Genomic DNA, 16,902 nt, shown 5'->3' on the forward strand with positions numbered 1-16,902 from the left:
CCACGATCAGCAACACCATCCGCGACTGCAACTCGTGCCGGGCGCGCACCAGATCCAGAACCTCACTCTTGAGGTCCTCGCCATCCAGTTGCCACGCTTCCCGTCTGTCCATACTCAAAGTCTAATCGAACAAAGTTTCGAACACAAGAGAATTGTGAGCGAAAATTGCTGCTGTCCAGCTACTTTCGACAATTCGGGCAAATGTCAGATTGAACCCAACTCGCGCGCACGAGCTACCGCCGACGTCCGCGACTTCACTCCCAACTTGCCGAAGATGTGAACCAGGTGCGACTTGACCGTGGTCTCACTCAGGAACAGTTCTTTGCCGATCTCTCGGTTGGAGCGACCCGCCGCCACCAACTTCAGAACTTCGATTTCCCTTGGGCTGAGGCTGGTTTCGGGTTTGCGTACCCGAGTCATGAGCTTCGACGCGATGGCGGGGGAGAGAACGCTGTCCCCGCTCGCAGCGGCGCGGACGGCTGACAGCAACTCGACCGGTGGTGTGTCCTTGAGTAGGTACCCGCTGGCCCCGGCCTCGACAGCGCTCAAGATATCTGCATCCGTGTCGTAGTTGGTCACAACGAGTACGTGCGGCGGATTCGGAAGCGCGCACACCGCGCGGGTGGCGTCGACGCCCGTCTTCCCGGGGCCGAATCGCAGGTCCATGAGCACGAGGTCGACCGGTGTGGTGGCGCAGAAGGCTATGGCTTCCTCGGCGGTGCCCGCTTCGCCGACTACCTCGATGTCGGCTTCGCTTTCGAGCAGCGCTCGTAACCCGGCGCGCACGATCGCGTGATCGTCGGCGAGCAGCAGGCGGATCACGGTTCGCCGACTTCGAGAGGAAACGTCACTGCGACGGCCGTGTGTCCCGGCTCGGACTCGATGGAGAAAGTCCCGCCCTGAAGTTCGACGCGTCGGCGAATTGCATTGAGGCCGAAAGATTCCGCCGGGCCACGTTCGAGAACTGCCACGTCGAAACCGCGACCGTTGTCGACCACGTCGAGGCTGACGGTGTCATCGGAATAGGTCAGTGTCACAGCCATTCTGGTTGCATCCGCATGGCGGAGAACATTGGACACCGCGCCCTGAGCGATGCGTACCAATGTTGCTTCGAGGGGCATCGGTAGCCGGACTGCCTCGCCTTCGACCACGGAGCGCGCTTCCAGTTCAGGACTGCTCGCGCGTTCGCAGATTCGACGAAGCGCGTCGGCGAGCGACTGACCGTCCAAGGCCGCGGGCGTCAATTCGGCTATGAGTTGGCGGGTTTCGGCAAGACTGTCCGCGGCAGTTTCCCGTGCGAGGCTGATCTGACGGATGGCCGGGCTGTCCGGATCGGCGCGTTCGGCAGCGTGAAGGAGCATCTGGATGCTCGAAAGTCCTTGGGCCACGGTGTCGTGAATCTCGGCGGCGAGTCTTTCACGTTCCGCGAATTTTCCGGCATCGCGGGACGTCGACGCCAATTCTTCACGAGTATTCATCAACTCGTCGATGAGACGACCGCGCTCGGCTGCCTCGCGGTACAGAGCTTGATATCCGAGACCGATAGCAACGGCTACGGCGGCGCCGATGATCGGGCCGACGGCGCCGGCCACCGTCCACCCGCGATGCAATCCGGTGCCGATCACGGCGACAGCCGTTGCCGCGGTGACGGCCAGCAGGCTCCACGGCCGCCGCAGAATATGGAGATAGAGGAAGAAGAGTCCGAACGCGAGGTAGGCGGCGTCGGCGGATACCGCCATCGTCGCGATCCAGACGAGGGTCAGCACGGCCAGCCACCAGCGGGCAGCGTTGCCGCGCAGCCTTTTGGCAACCCCGAAAAGATAGACGGCAACAAAGATCACGGCCAACGCGATGATTGTTGCGGTCAGGTCGGATTCGTCGATCAGCGCTCGAAGAAACACCACACCGGCCAGCGCCATGACAAGGACATGCAGGCCCAGTTGTAGGCCGGCGAAGACAGGCGTGAGCGGAGATCGGTGCATCTCGCCCAGCTTAGCGAGGTTCGGGCCTGGTTCATCCATCAAAAGTTGTAAACCGGGATGGTTCTTTCGAGCGCTGGAATGTCGATCCGAGGTGCGATGGAAAGAGTCTGCATCCGCGAGAGCGTAGAGGCAAGCACAGGAAAGGAATTCACAGTGTTTGTCGCAATGAGGGACTTACGGGCAGCGCGAGGTCGTTTCGCGCTGATCTCCGTCGTGGTTCTGTTGGTTGCACTTCTGGTCAGTTTTCTCAGCGGGTTGACTGCAGGACTTCGCCATCAGAACGTGTCGGCCATCGAGGCCATGAATGCCGACACGGTGGTGTTCGCCGACACCGGAGCCGGGGCGTCGTTCGACGAGTCGGCGCTCACGCAGGACCAGGTCAACGCTTGGACCTCCACGTCGAAGGACGTCGATCCCATCGGAATCGGTCGCGGGAAAGCGGGATTGGCCGACGGAAATCAGAAGTCGGTGGCCCTGTTCGGCGCTGATGGCGGTTTCGGTGACGTGACGCCGTCGGCGTCAGGCACGGTGGTGTTGAGCGAAGGTGCCGCCCGCGATCTGGGGGCGGGCGCCGGCGATCAGGTGAGTGTCGGTACGAAGCAGTTCACCGTCAGCGCCGTTCGCGGTGACGACTGGTACAGCCATTCGCCCGTCGTCTGGATGACGCTCGACGACTGGCAGGCGGCCAATCCACGCGGCGGAGTTGCGACAGTACTGGCTGTCACCGGAGCCTCTGACGCTTCCGCAACGGACAAGGCGGCTGCGACGACGTCGACGACGGTCAGCGGTTCGCTCGACGCGATCGGTTCGTACAAGTCGGAGAACGGGTCGTTGACGTTGATGACGCTCATGTTGTTCGCGATCTCAGCCCTGGTGATCGGTGCGTTCTTCACGGTGTGGACGATCCAGCGAACTCCGGACATCGCGACGCTGAAAGCGCTCGGTGCGACTACCGGTTCGTTGGTGCGCGACGCACTGGGTCAGGCGCTCATCGTTCTGATTGCCGGTGTCACCGTCGGAATCGGGCTGACGGCCGTGGCCGGATCGCTGATAGGTGACGCCATGCCGTTCGTCCTGGACGCATCCACCACCGTCGTACCTGCCGTGGCATTGATCGGACTCGGCCTGCTCGGCGCGGCCTTTGCACTTCGATTCCTCTCGACCACCGATCCACTCACAGCATTGGGGAGCGCACGATGACCATGACAACCGGCACCACAGTTCTCGACATCCAGAACGTCGATCTGACGTTTCCCGATGGGCAATCGCGGGTGACGGCGCTGGATGACGTGTCTCTGCGACTGCACCGCGGCGAGATCGCCGCGATCACCGGGCCCTCGGGTTCGGGCAAGTCCAGCCTGTTGGCGGTGGCGTCGACGCTGATCCGTCCGGATTCCGGGCACGTCTATCTCCGGACGCCGGAAGGCAGCACCGACATCGCTGCGCTGAGTCGGCGGGCGGCGTCGGAGCTGCGACGCTCGTCGATCGGCATCGTCTTCCAACAGTCGAACCTCGTGTCTTCGCTGACTGCACTGGAGCAGCTCGAGGTGATGGCGCATCTGGGGCAGTCCGTGTTCACGTCACGGGCCCGTCGCAAGGCCGTGAAATCAAAAGCGATGGATTTGCTGGACGCTGTCGGGCTCGCGGATCAGAGCGGAAAACGGCCGTCCCAGCTGTCGGGCGGGCAGCGACAGCGCGTCAATCTCGCGCGAGCATTGATGAACGATCCGCAGCTTCTCGTGGTCGACGAGCCCACGAGTGCGCTCGATCAGGAGCGCGGTGCCGCTGTCATGGATCTGATCATCGGGGTGGTGCGGGAACGCGAGGCGGCAACCCTTCTCGTGACACACGACCGAAGTCACCTGTCTCGGATGGATACTGTCTATCGTGTTGTTGACGGTTCCTTGGCGGAGGATCAGGAGGCGCTCGCGGCGTGACTCAGGCGGGCACGATTCGGGCATTCGTCACTGCATCCGGGCGGGAAGTCAACCCGCGATTTGCTGGGCAGTTAGACTGTTGTCGACTCGGGCAACTTGAGAGGACGTGTTATGGAACGCCGCCGCAACGTTGCGCAGCCGCCACAATCGCCGATTGCGGATCTGGAGCAGATGCCTGCCCTGATTCTCCTCGACAGGCTTCCGGTGCCGGTCATGGCCGTTCACCGCGACGGCAGCATCGTTTTTGCCAATCCGTCCTTCGCTGACATGCTGGGATATCCCAAGAAGGCCGTCTCGGCGTTGCGTTTGCAGGACATCCTCTACGACAAGGATGCCGACGACGTCAGTGCAGAGCAGGCCCATCGTGAACTGAGTTCCGAGCCGGGCTCGGTCAAGGAGTTCGTGCACTCCGACTCCACGTTGGTGCGCGCGACGGTCAGCCAGTCTCTGCTCCGACGGGACGACGACACGATCACCCTTGCCGTCCTCCACGATCTGACGGAGCGCCTGTGGAACAACCCACGGCACATCGACGACAAGCCCACCAAGTAATCCCAGCTACTTCCGGGATTTGACGGTTCGGTCCAGGCCGAGGGTGGCGGCAAGGGTGTTGACCACCCATTCTTCGTACTGTTGGCCGGTCCAACCCGCGCCGACCACGAGGTCTGTGTAGGTCTCGGGACTGAGCAGCGTGAGTGCGACGTTCACGGCTGTTTCGAGGTCGACGGTTGGCGCTTTTTCGACGATGCCGACCATCAGATGTTCCTGCACCGTGCGTCTCTGAGTGCGGTTGATTTGCCACAGACGGGCCGCGTCCTCGTCGGCGGAAGCGGCGGCCCGCAGTGCCAGGAGGATATCTGCGGTGCGTTCCAGAATGAGCCGTCCGTGGTGAACCTGAATCCGGAGTTGCCCGAGTGGATGTGGGGCGCCGAGTGCTGCCGCCACCCACGGACGGTCGAGAGTTGCCGTCTTTTCCTCGTCGCCCGCAACGGCCACGTCGAGCAGTGCTGACAGCACGCTCGGCTTGTTGCCGAACACAAAATAGACACTCTGCACCGACACGCCCGCCGCCGCGGCAAGCTGCTTGATCGTGGCGGCCGCGTAGCCGGGATCGACAAAAACCTCACGCGCTGCCTCGATGATCTTGCGCCGCGCCGACGTGTCTTCCCGAAGAACCTCAGTCATGATTAGAGTTTAACTCTAGAGTCGAACTCTAGCGACTCGGGAGGCGAAATAATGACGAAGGTTCTTGTACTCGGTGGCTACGGTGCCGTCGGGATTCCCCTGATGAAACAACTCGCGAAGGTCCCCGAAATCTCCGCGTACTCCGCCGGCCGTGACCCTGCCCGCGCGGACGTCGTCGTTGATCTTAAAGAACCAGGCGCGTATTCGACTGTGGTTCGAGACTTCGATGTCGTGGTGAATGCGTCGGGTTTCGAGGATGTTCGCCTGGCCGACGAAGCGGTACGCGGTGGGGCGGCATTCGTCGACATCACGGCGACCTCGAGCTACTGCGAAGAATTGGAAGCGGTCGACGGACCCGTTCTGATGGGCGTCGGGTTGGCGCCGGGATTGACCAGTGTCCTTGCAACCGAGGCGCATCGACTCGGCGACGGACCCGTGGACATCCTGATCGGTCTCGGCGGTGGAGAACTACACGGGCCGGCCGCAACGGCGTGGACGTACGGGATGTTGGGCACGAGGTTTTCTGATCCCGACGGACGATCGGTCCGCAACTACACCGGGATGAAGACGTTTCGAATACCGGCCGATGCGACCGGCTACCGCACCGGTCCTGCTGTGCGGGCCGACTTTTCGGACCAGCATGCGTTGACGCGAGACCTCGGTGTTCCGGTCAGGACGTACCTGCGATTGGACACGTCCACCGCGACGCTCGGACTTGCGGCCATGACGTGGGCACCCGCGCTACAGAAGGTCGTGCCGAAGAAGCTGTGGGGCTCGGATCGTTGGGTAGCGATGGCCCGAGCGGATACCGGCCCGGCGCTGTGGGTTTCGGGGCGTAGCCAGTCGGTCGCGACGGCAGCTATCGCCGCGCGCGCCGTGCAGGTGATTCGGGATGCCGCGATCTCGAAGCCGACGTGGTTCCACGCGGTGGAAACCACCGAGTCGTTGCAAGCGGCGGTTCCCGAACTGTCAGTGCGGCAATGGGATGGTGCGAGCCGATCGTCCGGCAAGACTGTCCACTAGTCGGGGCGAGCCGAGAAACGGCAATCCGGCGGCCGCATTGGTGAGACAACCGGGTACGACGACGCGGACGACGTGCAGGCCGGCGTGGAGAACATCAGTTGTGGTGAGATCGACCCATGCCGGCCGGAAACCGGCTGCCGTCAGAGCGCTTTCGGTGCCGGCGGCTGATGTCAGAGAGTCGAGTCCCACCTCGCCGACGACGGCACCGACCAGCTCACTCTCGAATCGTGCTTGGATCTCCGGGTCCAGGTGAAGTTGCAAGTGGCATCCGTAGTCCATCACGTCGGCAAAATCCGATCGGTAGGCGCCTGCATAGCTTCGGTCAGCTCGCCAAGGCGCAAGCGGACTGGTCGGGGAGGCCGCGGCTCGACCGATGCCGCTCTGCGGGTTGTCGTAGTCGGCGGAAAGCAGCTGCAGCTGAAGCGCTTCGCCGAGTGACTTGAACGCAGCGGTCTGGGCGTCTTCGTGGCAGGCGGTACCGATGGTCGAGTATCCGGTGAGTCCGTCGTGGATGAGGGCGCCGAGCACCGGGATCCCGAAATCGCTGTCGAATGACAACCACCTGGTCGAGAGGGTGCCGTGATTCCCCAGTCGCCGAAGCACCTCGGGAATGCCGGTGACGACCCGAACACCACGCCGCCCGGTCCAGGACAGCGTCATCGCGTCTCGTTCGACTATCTCGCGCAAGGCATTGTCGATTGCGAACTTCACCGAGGGTCCGGCGGCGAGACCCGCCTGAGCTACCGGAGAGATCGCCGGACCCGTCCGGGCGACGAAATGAGGATACGAACCCCAGACGAGTTCGGCCGGTACCCAGATATCCGAACCCGTGATCAGGTCGGCTCCGCGAGTCCAGTCCATCTCCAGATCGTCGGTTGGTTCGACGAACGGGAACTGTGGCCGCGCGCACTGGGCGGCGTCGAAACGCGCGAGTTGTGACAGGTCGATGCTTGCTCCGATCAAGGCATCGGCCGACCCGCGGACGATCGGTTTGGCGACGATGTTGCCGCAATATCGTTCCACCGCTTCGCCTATCGCAGCTGCGGTAGGCCGCGCACGGTCACCCAGATCGAAGCAATATCCGGCGCCGGCCGAGTCACTGGACCAGGGTGAAAAGCGTGCTGAATCACTGACATACGAGTGAATCAGCTTGAACTCGGGCGGAAAGTGCTGGGGAACAACGGCGTCGACCAGCTCTCGAATGATCCCAGTTCGGCGGTCGACGAGCGAAGATGTCATGCGAGGGGGACCGGCAGATGCAGATGGGTGGTCGATGCGCTGGTCAATCTGCTACCTCCAAGAAGGGGAAAGGCTGCCGGGGCGTTGTTGTACAGGCCCGGAGTCAGGATGCGGACGACGTGCAACCCGGCAATCGAGATGTCGCCGGTGGTGAGATCGACGGAAATCGGCTGGTGTCCCCGTGACATCAGAAGCGCTACGAGAGAAGCCAGATCCAACGGCGCTTCGTCGGGAATCTCTGATACCGAGAGTGTTTCGGTGTAGTCGAAGAGATGTTCCTCTGCGGCCAGGGCCATCACGGGATCGAGATAAAGTTGGGCGACGGTCGGCAGATCGACGATGTCTTTCCATTGCGGATCGAACTCGTCCCGGTAACGACGGTCGGCCCGAAAGGGTTTGTACAGGTGCGCCGGCAGCGTTCCGTCCGCCACGCTGCGCCAGGTCGGCCCGTCGGGGTCGGCGAGGTCGATCGTGATGGCAAGTACGGCATACGCCTCGACAAGCGCCTTCGAGACTGCCGCCTCCACCGTCGGTCGACAAGCTGTGCCCAGCGCGACCAGTCCACGTCGGTCATCGCGGATCCACGCTGCGGCGACGGGAATGCCGAAGGGGGAGGGAAGCAGCAGCACTCGAACGCTCCGGGTCTGGCTCTCCAGATCCCCGAGTTGGCGGTGCGCAGGCAACCGCTCCCAGTCGGAAAGCTCGATCGCCGGCTGTGACCGGTCCCCGCACCACCACAGCGCGGTGGCATCGCGTTCGAGAAGTTCCAGCAGAGCTGACATCTCGGCCTCGCCGCGTGAGCGTCCCGCTGCGATTCCGGCGTACTGCAACGACGCGATCGGTGGCTCGCAGCGACGGGTGCCTGTGTAGTACCCGAGATAAGTCAGGGCCGCAGGCACGTAGGTGGGCACCTTTTCGTCCATGGTGTGACCCAATGCCCAGCGAATGTTCAGATCAGAGGTGAAGGGAACAAAGGGGAATCCGGGAAGGCGGTACTGATCCTCGCTGTACAACGCAAATTCAGCGGGATCGACGACCCGTGAGCCGGCCAGTTCCAGCGCTGATGCACTGCTGCGGACCAGATCCTCGGGGACCAAGTTGCCGCAATATCTTTCGACGGCCTCACCGGTCGCCGCCCCGCGAGCTGCTGCATCGTCGCGTATCGAAGCCCCGAATCCGTAAGGGTCCGCGCGAAACAGTGAACCGCTGCCGCCGAAGTTTCTGGTGTCGGCCACCCTCGCGGCCCAACCGACCCAGCCTGTCGGCATGTCCGAGCGAATGTGTGGTTCCAGTGAGGTCAGCACGCCGCTCCGGGCGTCGACCAGCAAGTCATCCACCGGCAGTTCCTCCGAGTATCGGCAGGGTCAACGACCCGGAAAATGATTGGTGCAGTGCGGTACTGCGTGTTCCTCGATAGCGATCACCGTCTCCGAGATTGCGTGCGAGTCGTGGGAAGTCCGAGCCGGCGATCCGCAGCGTCAAGACATCACCCGCGCGCACAGTGTGCAACACGGGATCCAGATCGATGGTCACCATCGTCGGCTGCAGGCTGACACCCGCGCCCCGTGCGATCGATCTGGTAACTCCAGCGGGATCGACGACGCTCAGTTCGGCGATCCAATCGGCTTCGCCCTCGGGTGAATACACTTTCAGCTCCACCGATGGTGTTCCGGAGAGTACGGAGTCGTGCTTGATATCGAAAGTCAAGACAACACAGTTGTTTCGGTCCCGTGAGGCGTCATACAGGAAGCTGTAGGCCGCATCCTTCCGATCTGGTTCGAGATGAACGCGATTCGCACCCGTGACAAACGGTTCGGTCGACCATTCGCCGACACCCCGGTCGAATACCCGATTGATGGTCAGGGGCCGCGCAGCGAATACCGATTCCATCCACTCGACCTGAAGGCGGCCGAAACTTGTCTCGCCGACCATTCCAGGGCGGAGGTCGTGCGCCCAGGGGCCCACGATCAAACTCTGCGGCCCGCGCCCCACGGACGTGAAGTGCCGCAGTGTCTCCCGAATCATCGCATCGTCCCAACCGCCGATGTGCAGCCCGGCGATGTCGAGTTCGGAGAGTTCGTCCGCGGACACCAGATCATCGCCACCGAAGTCTTCGCGTTTGCGAGCGCGAAGGATCGGCGTCAACCAGCCCGGTGAATCGGAGGTCAGACCGACTTTCTCGATCATCGACTGCACCGGGAGATGTTCCAGCAAAGACGAATCCGAGCGCATCAGGGCAGGGATGAAACCCTCACGAGAGGAAGACGAATCTCCGTGCTCGCCCCACCACGCCAGATGCTCGGCGAGGAGAAGGATCCCCGAGGGATCACGTTTGACGCGGTCGCTTCCGATGGTCGGCACCTTGGAGACGACGCCGTCTACACGAAATGACCGATCGGCGCTGTTGGTCTCGGCAGCAAATGCCCAGGCGGTTCCGGCCGCATACGAAGCCCCGCTTGCGATGACGCACTCGGGTGTCCACGGCTGATCCTGCAGCCACTCGGCCAGGGCGGCGGCGTCCTCGCGCTCGTGGACGTAGGGTTCCCAAGATCCGGTGGAATCGTGCCGTCCACGTACGTCCTGACAGATGAAGGCAATTCCTCGTGATCGCCATTCGAGCCCCTCGGCCAGATGCCACCCGCGTCCGTACGGGGTTCGGATCACGATCAGTCCGCGCGGTGAAGAATCTGGGAGAAGCACATCCGTAGCCAGCGAAGAACCGTCTGCCGCCGGGATCTTCACTCCGAGTGAGATCACCGGAGTGTCGGCGAAGGCTCGAGAACGCCGCCCGGCAGAGGTAGCACGGGATGGCGAGTCATCATGAGGGTTCGCGGATTCATCCGGATCTGGTGGTGAAGGTGTGATGGCGGTGCGCCATGTACACCAGCCACGACGTCCGAACATGCAAGCGCACTGGCCATTGCGGCTGCGGTGGGTTCAAGTTCGAGCGGGCGAGGTTCGCTGCCGGCGAGGTGATTCCACAGTGCCTGCAGATGATCCGGGACGCGCGACGCGGCAAGCCGTCGACCGCAGACGTCCCGGTAGCTTGCGCTGCCGATACCGTCGAAGAAGGGTCCGATGCAGATCTCACCCAGCTCCGCGTGGACGCGTTGCCACGGTGTTTGGTTTCGGCGGCACCAGGTATCGAGTTCCGACCACTCGTCGTGAGGAGGAGCACCGGCAACCGACAGTACGAGGTCCGAAGACGCAACGTCGTCTTCGATTGGCACAGTGGTGGATACGACCTCGAGATGCGGAAGAGCCTTGGAGAGCAGGGCGATGCAAGCATCGGCAACGGGCCCGATCCCGTCCATCAGCACACGCTGTGGGCGCGGAATCTCTGGCACTTGACCTGGAACAGCCAGCACGCCGCGAGAGACGAGGGCGTCGGCGATCTCGATAGCTCCCGGGCCGAGCACCGAACCAGAGCGCCTGAGAAAGTTGTCGAGTTCCGCGAGGTCTTCGGCCGGCGCGCCGATCGTGACCGCGTTCTCGTCCGGTGTCAGGTAATGCCAAACACCGTCCGTGGTCGGATACAGCTGGTGTCCGTCGGCGAGGGCGTACACGGATCTCCTTGTCGGTGCCCGCACCCGACGAGTCGGATGCGGGCGGGGTCATCGGCAGATCAGACTGTCGAAACAGTCTGGATCAGGGGAGGTTTCAGCTCTGGAAGCTGAACGGGTTGTCGACGAGGGCGTTGGTGCCCACACCCTGCAGAGCGTGTGCGGACGTTGCCTCGGCAACCGGCTCGAAGGTGAACGGGTTGTCGACGAGAGCGTTGGTGCCGACGCCCTGGAGTGCATTGGCCGGAGCCGAGTTGGAGACGCTGTCGAACGAAATGTTGCTCATTGTCATCCCTTCCGTAATGGAAACCATTTCCATTACGATGTCACCGTACGAAAGATCGCGACGGAGAGCAACAGGTACAAGAGAGTGCATACATGAGCGAGACCCCGACGACGGGATCCGTCGAAGCGCAACCACATGTCTTTCGGGACAGATCGTTTCGATTGTTCTTCACGGCTCGCACGATTGCCGTGGCCGGTGCGGCGGTCACCGGAGTGGCCATGCCGATCCTGGTGTTCGACATCAGCCGGTCTCCGTTTCTCACCTCGCTCGCGGCTGCGGGGACGGTTCTGCCGTACCTCGTGTTCGGCTTGTTCGCCGGCGCCGTGGCAGACCGAGTCAACCGGCGGACGGTCATCCTGTGTGCGCAGGCCGTTGCTGCACTTGCTTTGGCGAGTATTCCGGCAGCGCAGGCACTAGGCGTATTGACGGCGTGGCATGCCGTCGGCGTATCGATCTGCATCGGAACGTGTTTCGTGTGGTTCGACGCCGCTGCTTTCGGAGCGCTGCCTGCTCTGGTCGGTCGGCAGAGGATACCGGCCGCCAACAGTGCGCTGTGGACTTCCAGCACGCTCGTCGATGTTGCCTTTCCGGCTATTGCCGGAGTGCTCGTGGCGTCGATCGGCCCGGCCTACGCATTGGGTGCTGATGCACTGGCTTACGTACTGGCCGGGCTGGCCATGGCCTCGATCGGAGCCTCGTTTTCGATGACTCCTGCGGCGCCGAAGAAGTCGGGAACCGGAATTGCGCGTGACATACGCGAGGGCCTCAGCTTCCTCTGGCGGTCGCCGCTTCTGCGAGCCTTGACCGGCGTCGGCTTCGTCAATTCCCTGACGCAGGGTGCGGTTACGGCGCTCCTGGTGGTGTACGCATCCGAGAGGCTTGGGATTTCGACGTCGAGTCCGATGATCGGCGCCGTGTGGACGGCCGTCTCCGTGGGTGGAGTGGTCGGGGCGCTCGTGCTTCCACGCCTACCGACGCAGTGGCCGGTCGGGGCGATCACTGTCGGGGCGCTGACCATCGCCCCGGTGGTGCTGTTCGTCGTTGCGACAACCGGCAACACCGGCGCCGCGATCACGGCGCTCGTCGTCTACTCCGGCTGTGCGACCGTCACCATCCTCAATGGCATCGGTGCACGTCAGCGCCTGACTCCGGATCGTCTGCAGGGGCGCGTGAACACCACGGCGAGGATGGTCGCCTGGGGTGGTTCGCCGGTCGGCGCCTTGATTGCCGGGGCAATCGCAGGACGCTGGGACATCGGCACCGCCTACCTCGTTGCGTGCATCTTTGCGCTGGTCGGGGCGCTCTTCGCGTGGGCGAGCGCGCTGCGGACCGACCCTTACCCGCACAAATGAGCATGTGACTATTAATGAAAACGACTGTCGTTATGGTTAGATCCACCTGTTCATGACTGCGAACCCCACCTACTCAGGAGTGCGATGACGCTGACCAGCGAGGCAGCACCACGAGTGCCGTCGCGTCCACATCCCGTCGGCGAGCGCGGGTACGTCCCGTTTCTGTTGGCCACGGCGGTTGTGCTTGTCGCGGTCTCCACCGTCGCGGTGTGGTCGGGTGCCGCGTCGGTGTCCTTTGCCGACGTGTTCGCGGTGTTGTACGCACACGTCGGCGGTCCGCCGGTCGACCCGCTGCTCGATCGGATCGTGTGGGGATTGCGGGTACCGCGCATTCTGATTGCGGCATTGGCGGGCGCCGGGCTGTCGTTGGCCGGCGCCGTGCTGCAAGCGTTGGTGCGCAACCCGATTGCCGATCCGTACATTCTGGGCGTGGGTTCCGGAGCATCCTTCGGTGCAGTACTGATCATGACGACCGGCATCGGCACCGGCCTGTCGATCGGCGTCCCGGTGGCAGCCTTCCTGGGGGCCATGGTCTCCCTGATCGCGGTTCTCGTACTGGGTCGGCGAGAGGGAATGCTCGTCCCGCTGCGCATGGTCCTGGCCGGAGTTGCCATCGGCTATCTGCTCTCGGCTGCAACAAGTTTTGTGCAGTTGCGCGCCGATCCGAGTCAGCTTTCGGGAGTGCTCTTCTGGTTGCTGGGCTCGGTGAGCGGGGCCAGTTGGTCGGATCTCGGTGTGCCCGCCGCGGTGATCACCGTCTGTGCGGCAGTTCTGTTGACACAATCGCGCCAACTCAACGCGTTGGCCATGGGAGACGAGAGCGCGCAATCGGTCGGCGTGGACGTGCGCCGTACCAGGTTGCTACTACTGGTGATCGCGTCGTTGCTGACCGCGGTTGTCGTATCCGTCGCCGGGGGAATCGGTTTCGTGGGGCTGCTCGTGCCGCACGCCGTACGACTTCTGGTCGGTTCCGATCACGGCAAGTTGCTCCCCGCGACCGCGTTGGTTGGTGCCACCTTCCTGGTGATCGTCGATCTTGCGGCTCGGATGTTGGATGCGCCCAACGAATTACCACTCGGGATCATCACCGCCGGATTGGGTGCACCGTTCTTCCTCTGGTTGCTTCGACGGGACGGCGGTGCGCAGTCATGAGATTGTCGGCCAGCGGAATTCACGTCGTTCGGGGCGGACGCCTCGTGGTTTCGGGTGTAGACCTCGAAGCGCCCGAGGGAAGCGTGGTCGGACTCGTCGGACCGAACGGCAGTGGAAAGTCCTCCTTCCTTCGCGCGTTGTATCGCTCGATGAAGCCGCGAAGCGGAATCGTGAAGGTGGACGAGGTGAATGTTTGGGACGATCTCTCGCCTCGATCGGCAGCACGCATCATCGGTGTTGTGGGGCAAGAGCATTCATCCGATTTCTCGTTCAGCGTCCGCGAGGTGGTTGCAACGGGTCGGACGCCGCATCACAGCGCGTTCTCTCGACTCGGTGAGATCGACCGAGACATCGTCAGCGCAGCACTGGTGCGAACCGGCATGCAGGGCTTTGGATCACGTCTCTTCGCCGAACTGTCCGGCGGAGAAAAGCAGCGTGTGATGTTGGCCCGGGCGATCGCTCAACAACCGTCGGTGCTGGTCCTGGACGAGCCCACCAACCACCTCGACATCCGTGCTCAACTCGAATTGATGGAATTGGTCGCCGAACTCGGTACCACGACGATTGTCGCGATCCATGAACTCGCCTTGGCCGCAGCGTATTGCGACTACGTCTGTCTGCTCTCCAGCGGGGCAGTTGTCGCGACAGGACCAACGGCCGAGGTCCTGACCGAGGATCTGCTGTCCGAAGTATTCGGGGTTCAGGTGCATCTCGGCACTCATCCGTTGACCGGGCGCCCCCTGCTCTCGTTCGCCCCTCCGCTCCTACACACGAAAGAAGCAGTGTTTTGAAATCCTCGATACGTACTGCCGCGCTGTTGTGCTCGGCCGTTACCGCCACCGCAGTACTGACCGCATGCGGAAACTCCACGGCGGATTCGGCGGCGTCGTCGTCCGAGAAGATCACCGTCACCAATTGTGATCGCGAGGTCACGGTGCCCAAGACGGCGGAGCGGATTGTCTCGCTGTATCCGTCGATGACGGAACTTCTCATTCAGCTCGGCGCCGCCGACCGCATTGTCGGACAATCGAATACCGACCTCTCTCCTCCCAGCCCCGAACTCGCTGAGCAGTTCGCGGCCGTGCCGGTACTGAGCACCGGAGTTCCCGCGAAAGAAGCATTGCTCGACGCCCGTCCGGATCTGATCGTCTCCGACGGGGAATACTGGTTCGACGGTGACCGATTGCAGACCATGGACGAATTGCGTGACCTCGGCATCCCGATCTTCGTGAACAGCGGCTACTGCCACAAGGCCGTCACCGAAGGCAGGATCGACGACGTCTGGTCCGACCTCGACGGTCTCGGCGCCTTGACCGGAACAAGTGACGCGGCAGCAACCCTCCTGGCCGACGGCAAGAAGTCCCTCGCAGCAACCGAGGCATCTGTCGCCGGGCAGGAGCCGGTTCCCACTGTGATGGTTCAGGTTTCGGAGGGACAGTCCTATGCTCTGGCCAGGGGCCTCTACAGCAGTGTGCTCGAGGCCGCCGGGGGAAGCAATCTTTTCGAGAACGACCTTCCCGACGGAAAGTACTTCGGCCAGGTAGCCACGGAATCGGTGCTCGCGAAGTCGCCGAAGGCTGTCCTCGTCGTCTATTCCACCGAGTCGGCTCGGGAATCCACCCTGGATGCTGCGCGGACGGCATTTGCCGGAACCCCCGCCGCGGCGTCGAATGCGATCTTTGCCGTTCCGGAGGCGTGGTTCGCCGGTGAGTTGGTCTCGATCGACGGGGCCGGCGAGGTGTCTCGCCTGCTGCACCCGGGTTCGTGACCGCACTCGAGCGAATCGAGGCCGTCGTATCGCTGCATGCAGTGTTGGACCGGACGGTGAGTCCGTCGGAGCTACCGTTCGACGAGCACGGACTGCCGCCGGTGACGTGTGAATCCGTGGAACTGCCGGCCGCGACGCCACTGCCGGCCTGCGGGTTCGCGGACGTCTTGCAGGCACGACGGAGCCGCTACGACCCCGCACAGACGGCACTCCGAGCAGGCGAGCTGTCAAACGTGTTGCACCACAGTGTTGTCAGCAGCCCGACGGCGGGCGGGATGCGCGAACTGACGCTGTCGTTTGTTCTCAGCCGACCCGGAGACGAGCTCGGAGCCGGGGTATACCGATATGCCCGAGGCCGTGCCGAAGCTGTCCGGCCAGGCGACGTGCGAGAGCACCTTCGAGCGAGCCTTCTCCAACCCGAGTTCGTCGACGTGTTCCCGGTTCTTCTGTTTGTGGTCGCCGACTTGGAAGCTCCGCTCGAGAAGTACGCGATGCGGCACTACCGCACGATGCACGTGGATGCCGGTGTGCTGGTTCAGAATCTGTACCTCGTGACCGAGGCGATGGGACTTGCGGGCTGCGCCATCGCAGGATTCACGGATGCGCGAGTGGCATCTCTGTTGAATCTCGCGACGACGCAGCTTCCCGTCATGGCTTTTGCCCTCGGGAGGCGCAGCTAGGTCAGGCGAGGATGCGCGCCTTCTGGGTCTCGAACTCGGCCTCGGTCAATACTCCCGCATTCTTGAGTTCGCCCAGCTTGGTGAGCTGTTCGAGCTTCAAGTCCATCGATGCTGCCGGAGCTGCCTGCGGTGGCAGGGGTGGTAGATCGGGAATCGGAGGCACCGGCTGGGCCTGCGCTGCGCGAGCCTGATCTTCGGCGGCCCAACGGGTCCGCTGACGGCGCTGAACATTGCCGTGAATGGAGCTTGCGACGGCTACCCGGCCGGCTCGCCTCAAGAAACTCATGCGTCCTTCTCCGTATTGCCTGGTGCGGTGTTGTCGAGTGCGGTGGCAAGTTCGTCCAAGCTCAGGTGACCTTCGGTGACAATCTTTGCGCCGCTGCGTGTCCACGCGTCGATCACCGGCAGTATGGCCAGTTCCTCGTAAACGAGCACGGCGGCAACGCTACCGGTGGCCAACTCGTCACCAACGGCGGCGATGTCGCCGGCGTCGAGCAGTCCGGAGGCTGCGCCGTCGAACTGCGCCAGATCGAAATCTGCGAGTTCGAAGGTCGATGCCGGTACGACGGCCACTGATCCATCGGCGGCTTTGGTGACGAACTCGAGGTCGAGGATGCGGATCACGCCGGAGTCGACGAGAATGAGCAGCTGCTCGAATCCTGCGGAGGTCGGTGCACCGCCGGGAAACTCGACGGCAACGTATTCGATCGGACCGAATTGGTCTTGGTTGGACAT

Annotated in this window: 19 protein-coding genes; 9 read left to right on the forward strand and 10 right to left on the reverse strand. The window is 63.0% G+C overall.

Annotated features, from left to right (window positions below; genetic code table 11):
• Positions 1-204: 204 nt before the first annotated feature.
• Both RWT78_RS01065 and RWT78_RS01070 read right to left on the reverse strand, forming a co-directional pair.
• The gene (locus RWT78_RS01065) at positions 205-822 is read right to left on the reverse strand and encodes a response regulator transcription factor (protein ID WP_003943536.1); all 618 of its coding nucleotides are present in this window, start codon (positions 820-822) and stop codon (positions 205-207) included.
• Positions 819-2,021, reverse strand: a complete 1,203-nt coding sequence (locus tag RWT78_RS01070) for a sensor histidine kinase (protein WP_125050154.1) — start codon at positions 2,019-2,021, stop codon at positions 819-821. The genes RWT78_RS01065 and RWT78_RS01070 overlap by 4 nt, the downstream gene beginning before the upstream one ends.
• A 114-nt stretch (positions 2,022-2,135) precedes the next feature.
• Here RWT78_RS01070 and RWT78_RS01075 point away from each other — a divergent pair, with 114 nt between their 5' ends.
• The 3 genes from RWT78_RS01075 (at position 2,136) to RWT78_RS01085 (ending at position 4,471) form a co-directional block, all read left to right on the forward strand.
• Complete coding sequence (locus RWT78_RS01075; RefSeq protein WP_030535886.1) at positions 2,136-3,182, forward strand: ABC transporter permease; 1,047 nt, start codon at positions 2,136-2,138, stop codon at positions 3,180-3,182.
• Positions 3,179-3,919, forward strand: coding sequence for an ABC transporter ATP-binding protein (locus RWT78_RS01080; RefSeq protein ID WP_003943539.1), 741 nt, complete (start codon positions 3,179-3,181; stop codon positions 3,917-3,919). The genes RWT78_RS01075 and RWT78_RS01080 overlap by 4 nt, the downstream gene beginning before the upstream one ends.
• A gap of 111 nt (positions 3,920-4,030) precedes the next feature.
• Positions 4,031-4,471: a PAS domain S-box protein gene (locus RWT78_RS01085; protein ID WP_003943598.1), complete on the forward strand. Its 441-nt coding sequence runs from the start codon at positions 4,031-4,033 to the stop codon at positions 4,469-4,471.
• A 6-nt stretch (positions 4,472-4,477) separates the two neighbouring features.
• On the opposite strand, the gene RWT78_RS01090 is transcribed toward RWT78_RS01085, so the two are convergent.
• Positions 4,478-5,104 carry a TetR/AcrR family transcriptional regulator gene (locus RWT78_RS01090; RefSeq protein ID WP_003943606.1) on the reverse strand — a complete coding sequence of 209 codons (627 nt, stop codon included), beginning with the start codon at positions 5,102-5,104 and terminating at the stop codon, positions 4,478-4,480.
• A gap of 51 nt (positions 5,105-5,155) precedes the next feature.
• Between RWT78_RS01090 and RWT78_RS01095 the strand changes: the two genes are divergently transcribed.
• The gene (locus RWT78_RS01095) at positions 5,156-6,127 is read left to right on the forward strand and encodes a hypothetical protein (protein ID WP_218681108.1); all 972 of its coding nucleotides are present in this window, start codon (positions 5,156-5,158) and stop codon (positions 6,125-6,127) included.
• Here RWT78_RS01095 and RWT78_RS01100 read toward each other — a convergent pair.
• From RWT78_RS01100 to RWT78_RS01120, 5 genes are all read right to left on the reverse strand, one after another.
• Positions 6,074-7,366: a YcaO-like family protein gene (locus RWT78_RS01100; protein ID WP_058038099.1), complete on the reverse strand. Its 1,293-nt coding sequence runs from the start codon at positions 7,364-7,366 to the stop codon at positions 6,074-6,076. The genes RWT78_RS01095 and RWT78_RS01100 overlap by 54 nt on opposite strands.
• A complete protein-coding gene (locus RWT78_RS01105) occupies positions 7,363-8,703 on the reverse strand; it encodes a YcaO-like family protein (RefSeq protein WP_314673403.1) in 1,341 nt (446 codons plus the stop codon). Before RWT78_RS01105 ends, RWT78_RS01100 begins: the two co-directional genes overlap by 4 nt.
• Positions 8,696-10,123, reverse strand: coding sequence for a CocE/NonD family hydrolase (locus tag RWT78_RS01110; RefSeq protein WP_314673405.1), 1,428 nt, complete (start codon positions 10,121-10,123; stop codon positions 8,696-8,698). Before RWT78_RS01110 ends, RWT78_RS01105 begins: the two co-directional genes overlap by 8 nt.
• Positions 10,120-10,932: a hypothetical protein gene (locus RWT78_RS01115; protein ID WP_314673406.1), complete on the reverse strand. Its 813-nt coding sequence runs from the start codon at positions 10,930-10,932 to the stop codon at positions 10,120-10,122. Before RWT78_RS01115 ends, RWT78_RS01110 begins: the two co-directional genes overlap by 4 nt.
• A 94-nt stretch (positions 10,933-11,026) precedes the next feature.
• Positions 11,027-11,215: a streptamidine-related RiPP repeat protein gene (locus RWT78_RS01120; RefSeq protein WP_003943543.1), complete on the reverse strand. Its 189-nt coding sequence runs from the start codon at positions 11,213-11,215 to the stop codon at positions 11,027-11,029.
• 92 nt (positions 11,216-11,307) lie between these two features.
• Here RWT78_RS01120 and RWT78_RS01125 point away from each other — a divergent pair, with 92 nt between their 5' ends.
• The 5 genes from RWT78_RS01125 to RWT78_RS01145 all read left to right on the forward strand — a co-directional run bounded on the left by RWT78_RS01125 (position 11,308) and on the right by RWT78_RS01145 (position 16,167).
• On the forward strand, positions 11,308-12,567 hold the full coding sequence (locus RWT78_RS01125; protein ID WP_314673408.1) for an MFS transporter: 1,260 nt from the start codon (positions 11,308-11,310) through the stop codon (positions 12,565-12,567).
• Between the two features lie 84 nt (positions 12,568-12,651).
• On the forward strand, positions 12,652-13,719 hold the full coding sequence (locus tag RWT78_RS01130; protein WP_314673410.1) for an iron ABC transporter permease: 1,068 nt from the start codon (positions 12,652-12,654) through the stop codon (positions 13,717-13,719).
• Positions 13,716-14,510, forward strand: coding sequence for an ABC transporter ATP-binding protein (locus RWT78_RS01135; protein ID WP_314673412.1), 795 nt, complete (start codon positions 13,716-13,718; stop codon positions 14,508-14,510). The genes RWT78_RS01130 and RWT78_RS01135 overlap by 4 nt, the downstream gene beginning before the upstream one ends.
• Positions 14,507-15,487 (forward strand): ABC transporter substrate-binding protein, encoded by a 981-nt coding sequence (locus RWT78_RS01140; protein ID WP_003943586.1) that lies wholly within the window; start codon positions 14,507-14,509, stop codon positions 15,485-15,487. The genes RWT78_RS01135 and RWT78_RS01140 overlap by 4 nt, the downstream gene beginning before the upstream one ends.
• Positions 15,484-16,167 (forward strand): SagB family peptide dehydrogenase, encoded by a 684-nt coding sequence (locus tag RWT78_RS01145; RefSeq protein ID WP_314673416.1) that lies wholly within the window; start codon positions 15,484-15,486, stop codon positions 16,165-16,167. Before RWT78_RS01140 ends, RWT78_RS01145 begins: the two co-directional genes overlap by 4 nt.
• Before the next feature lies 1 nt (position 16,168).
• Here the strand turns inward: RWT78_RS01145 and RWT78_RS01150 are convergent, their stop codons facing one another.
• Positions 16,169-16,453 carry an SHOCT domain-containing protein gene (locus tag RWT78_RS01150; RefSeq protein WP_007735909.1) on the reverse strand — a complete coding sequence of 95 codons (285 nt, stop codon included), beginning with the start codon at positions 16,451-16,453 and terminating at the stop codon, positions 16,169-16,171.
• A complete protein-coding gene (locus RWT78_RS01155) occupies positions 16,450-16,902 on the reverse strand; it encodes a DUF6325 family protein (protein WP_218748673.1) in 453 nt (150 codons plus the stop codon). The genes RWT78_RS01150 and RWT78_RS01155 overlap by 4 nt, the downstream gene beginning before the upstream one ends.

It is taken from the genome of uncultured Rhodococcus sp. (assembly GCF_963525155.1).
Lineage (GTDB): Bacteria > Actinomycetota > Actinomycetes > Mycobacteriales > Mycobacteriaceae > Rhodococcus_F > Rhodococcus_F qingshengii.

Bases quoted from the DNA above. Each gene is read 5' to 3' on its own strand.
- RWT78_RS01130 (WP_314673410.1), top strand. From the start codon at position 12,652: ATGACGCTGACCAGCGAGGCAGCACCACGAGTGCCGTCGCGTCCACAT.
- RWT78_RS01155 (WP_218748673.1), bottom strand. From the start codon at position 16,902: ATGTCCAACCAAGACCAATTCGGTCCGATCGAATACGTTGCCGTCGAG.
- RWT78_RS01070 (WP_125050154.1), bottom strand. From the start codon at position 2,021: ATGGATGAACCAGGCCCGAACCTCGCTAAGCTGGGCGAGATGCACCGA.
- RWT78_RS01085 (WP_003943598.1), top strand. From the start codon at position 4,031: ATGGAACGCCGCCGCAACGTTGCGCAGCCGCCACAATCGCCGATTGCG.
- RWT78_RS01150 (WP_007735909.1), bottom strand. From the start codon at position 16,453: ATGAGTTTCTTGAGGCGAGCCGGCCGGGTAGCCGTCGCAAGCTCCATT.
- RWT78_RS01095 (WP_218681108.1), top strand. From the start codon at position 5,156: ATGACGAAGGTTCTTGTACTCGGTGGCTACGGTGCCGTCGGGATTCCC.
- RWT78_RS01120 (WP_003943543.1), bottom strand. From the start codon at position 11,215: ATGAGCAACATTTCGTTCGACAGCGTCTCCAACTCGGCTCCGGCCAAT.
- RWT78_RS01125 (WP_314673408.1), top strand. From the start codon at position 11,308: ATGAGCGAGACCCCGACGACGGGATCCGTCGAAGCGCAACCACATGTC.
- RWT78_RS01135 (WP_314673412.1), top strand. From the start codon at position 13,716: ATGAGATTGTCGGCCAGCGGAATTCACGTCGTTCGGGGCGGACGCCTC.
- RWT78_RS01080 (WP_003943539.1), top strand. From the start codon at position 3,179: ATGACCATGACAACCGGCACCACAGTTCTCGACATCCAGAACGTCGAT.
- RWT78_RS01090 (WP_003943606.1), bottom strand. From the start codon at position 5,104: ATGACTGAGGTTCTTCGGGAAGACACGTCGGCGCGGCGCAAGATCATC.
- RWT78_RS01100 (WP_058038099.1), bottom strand. From the start codon at position 7,366: ATGACATCTTCGCTCGTCGACCGCCGAACTGGGATCATTCGAGAGCTG.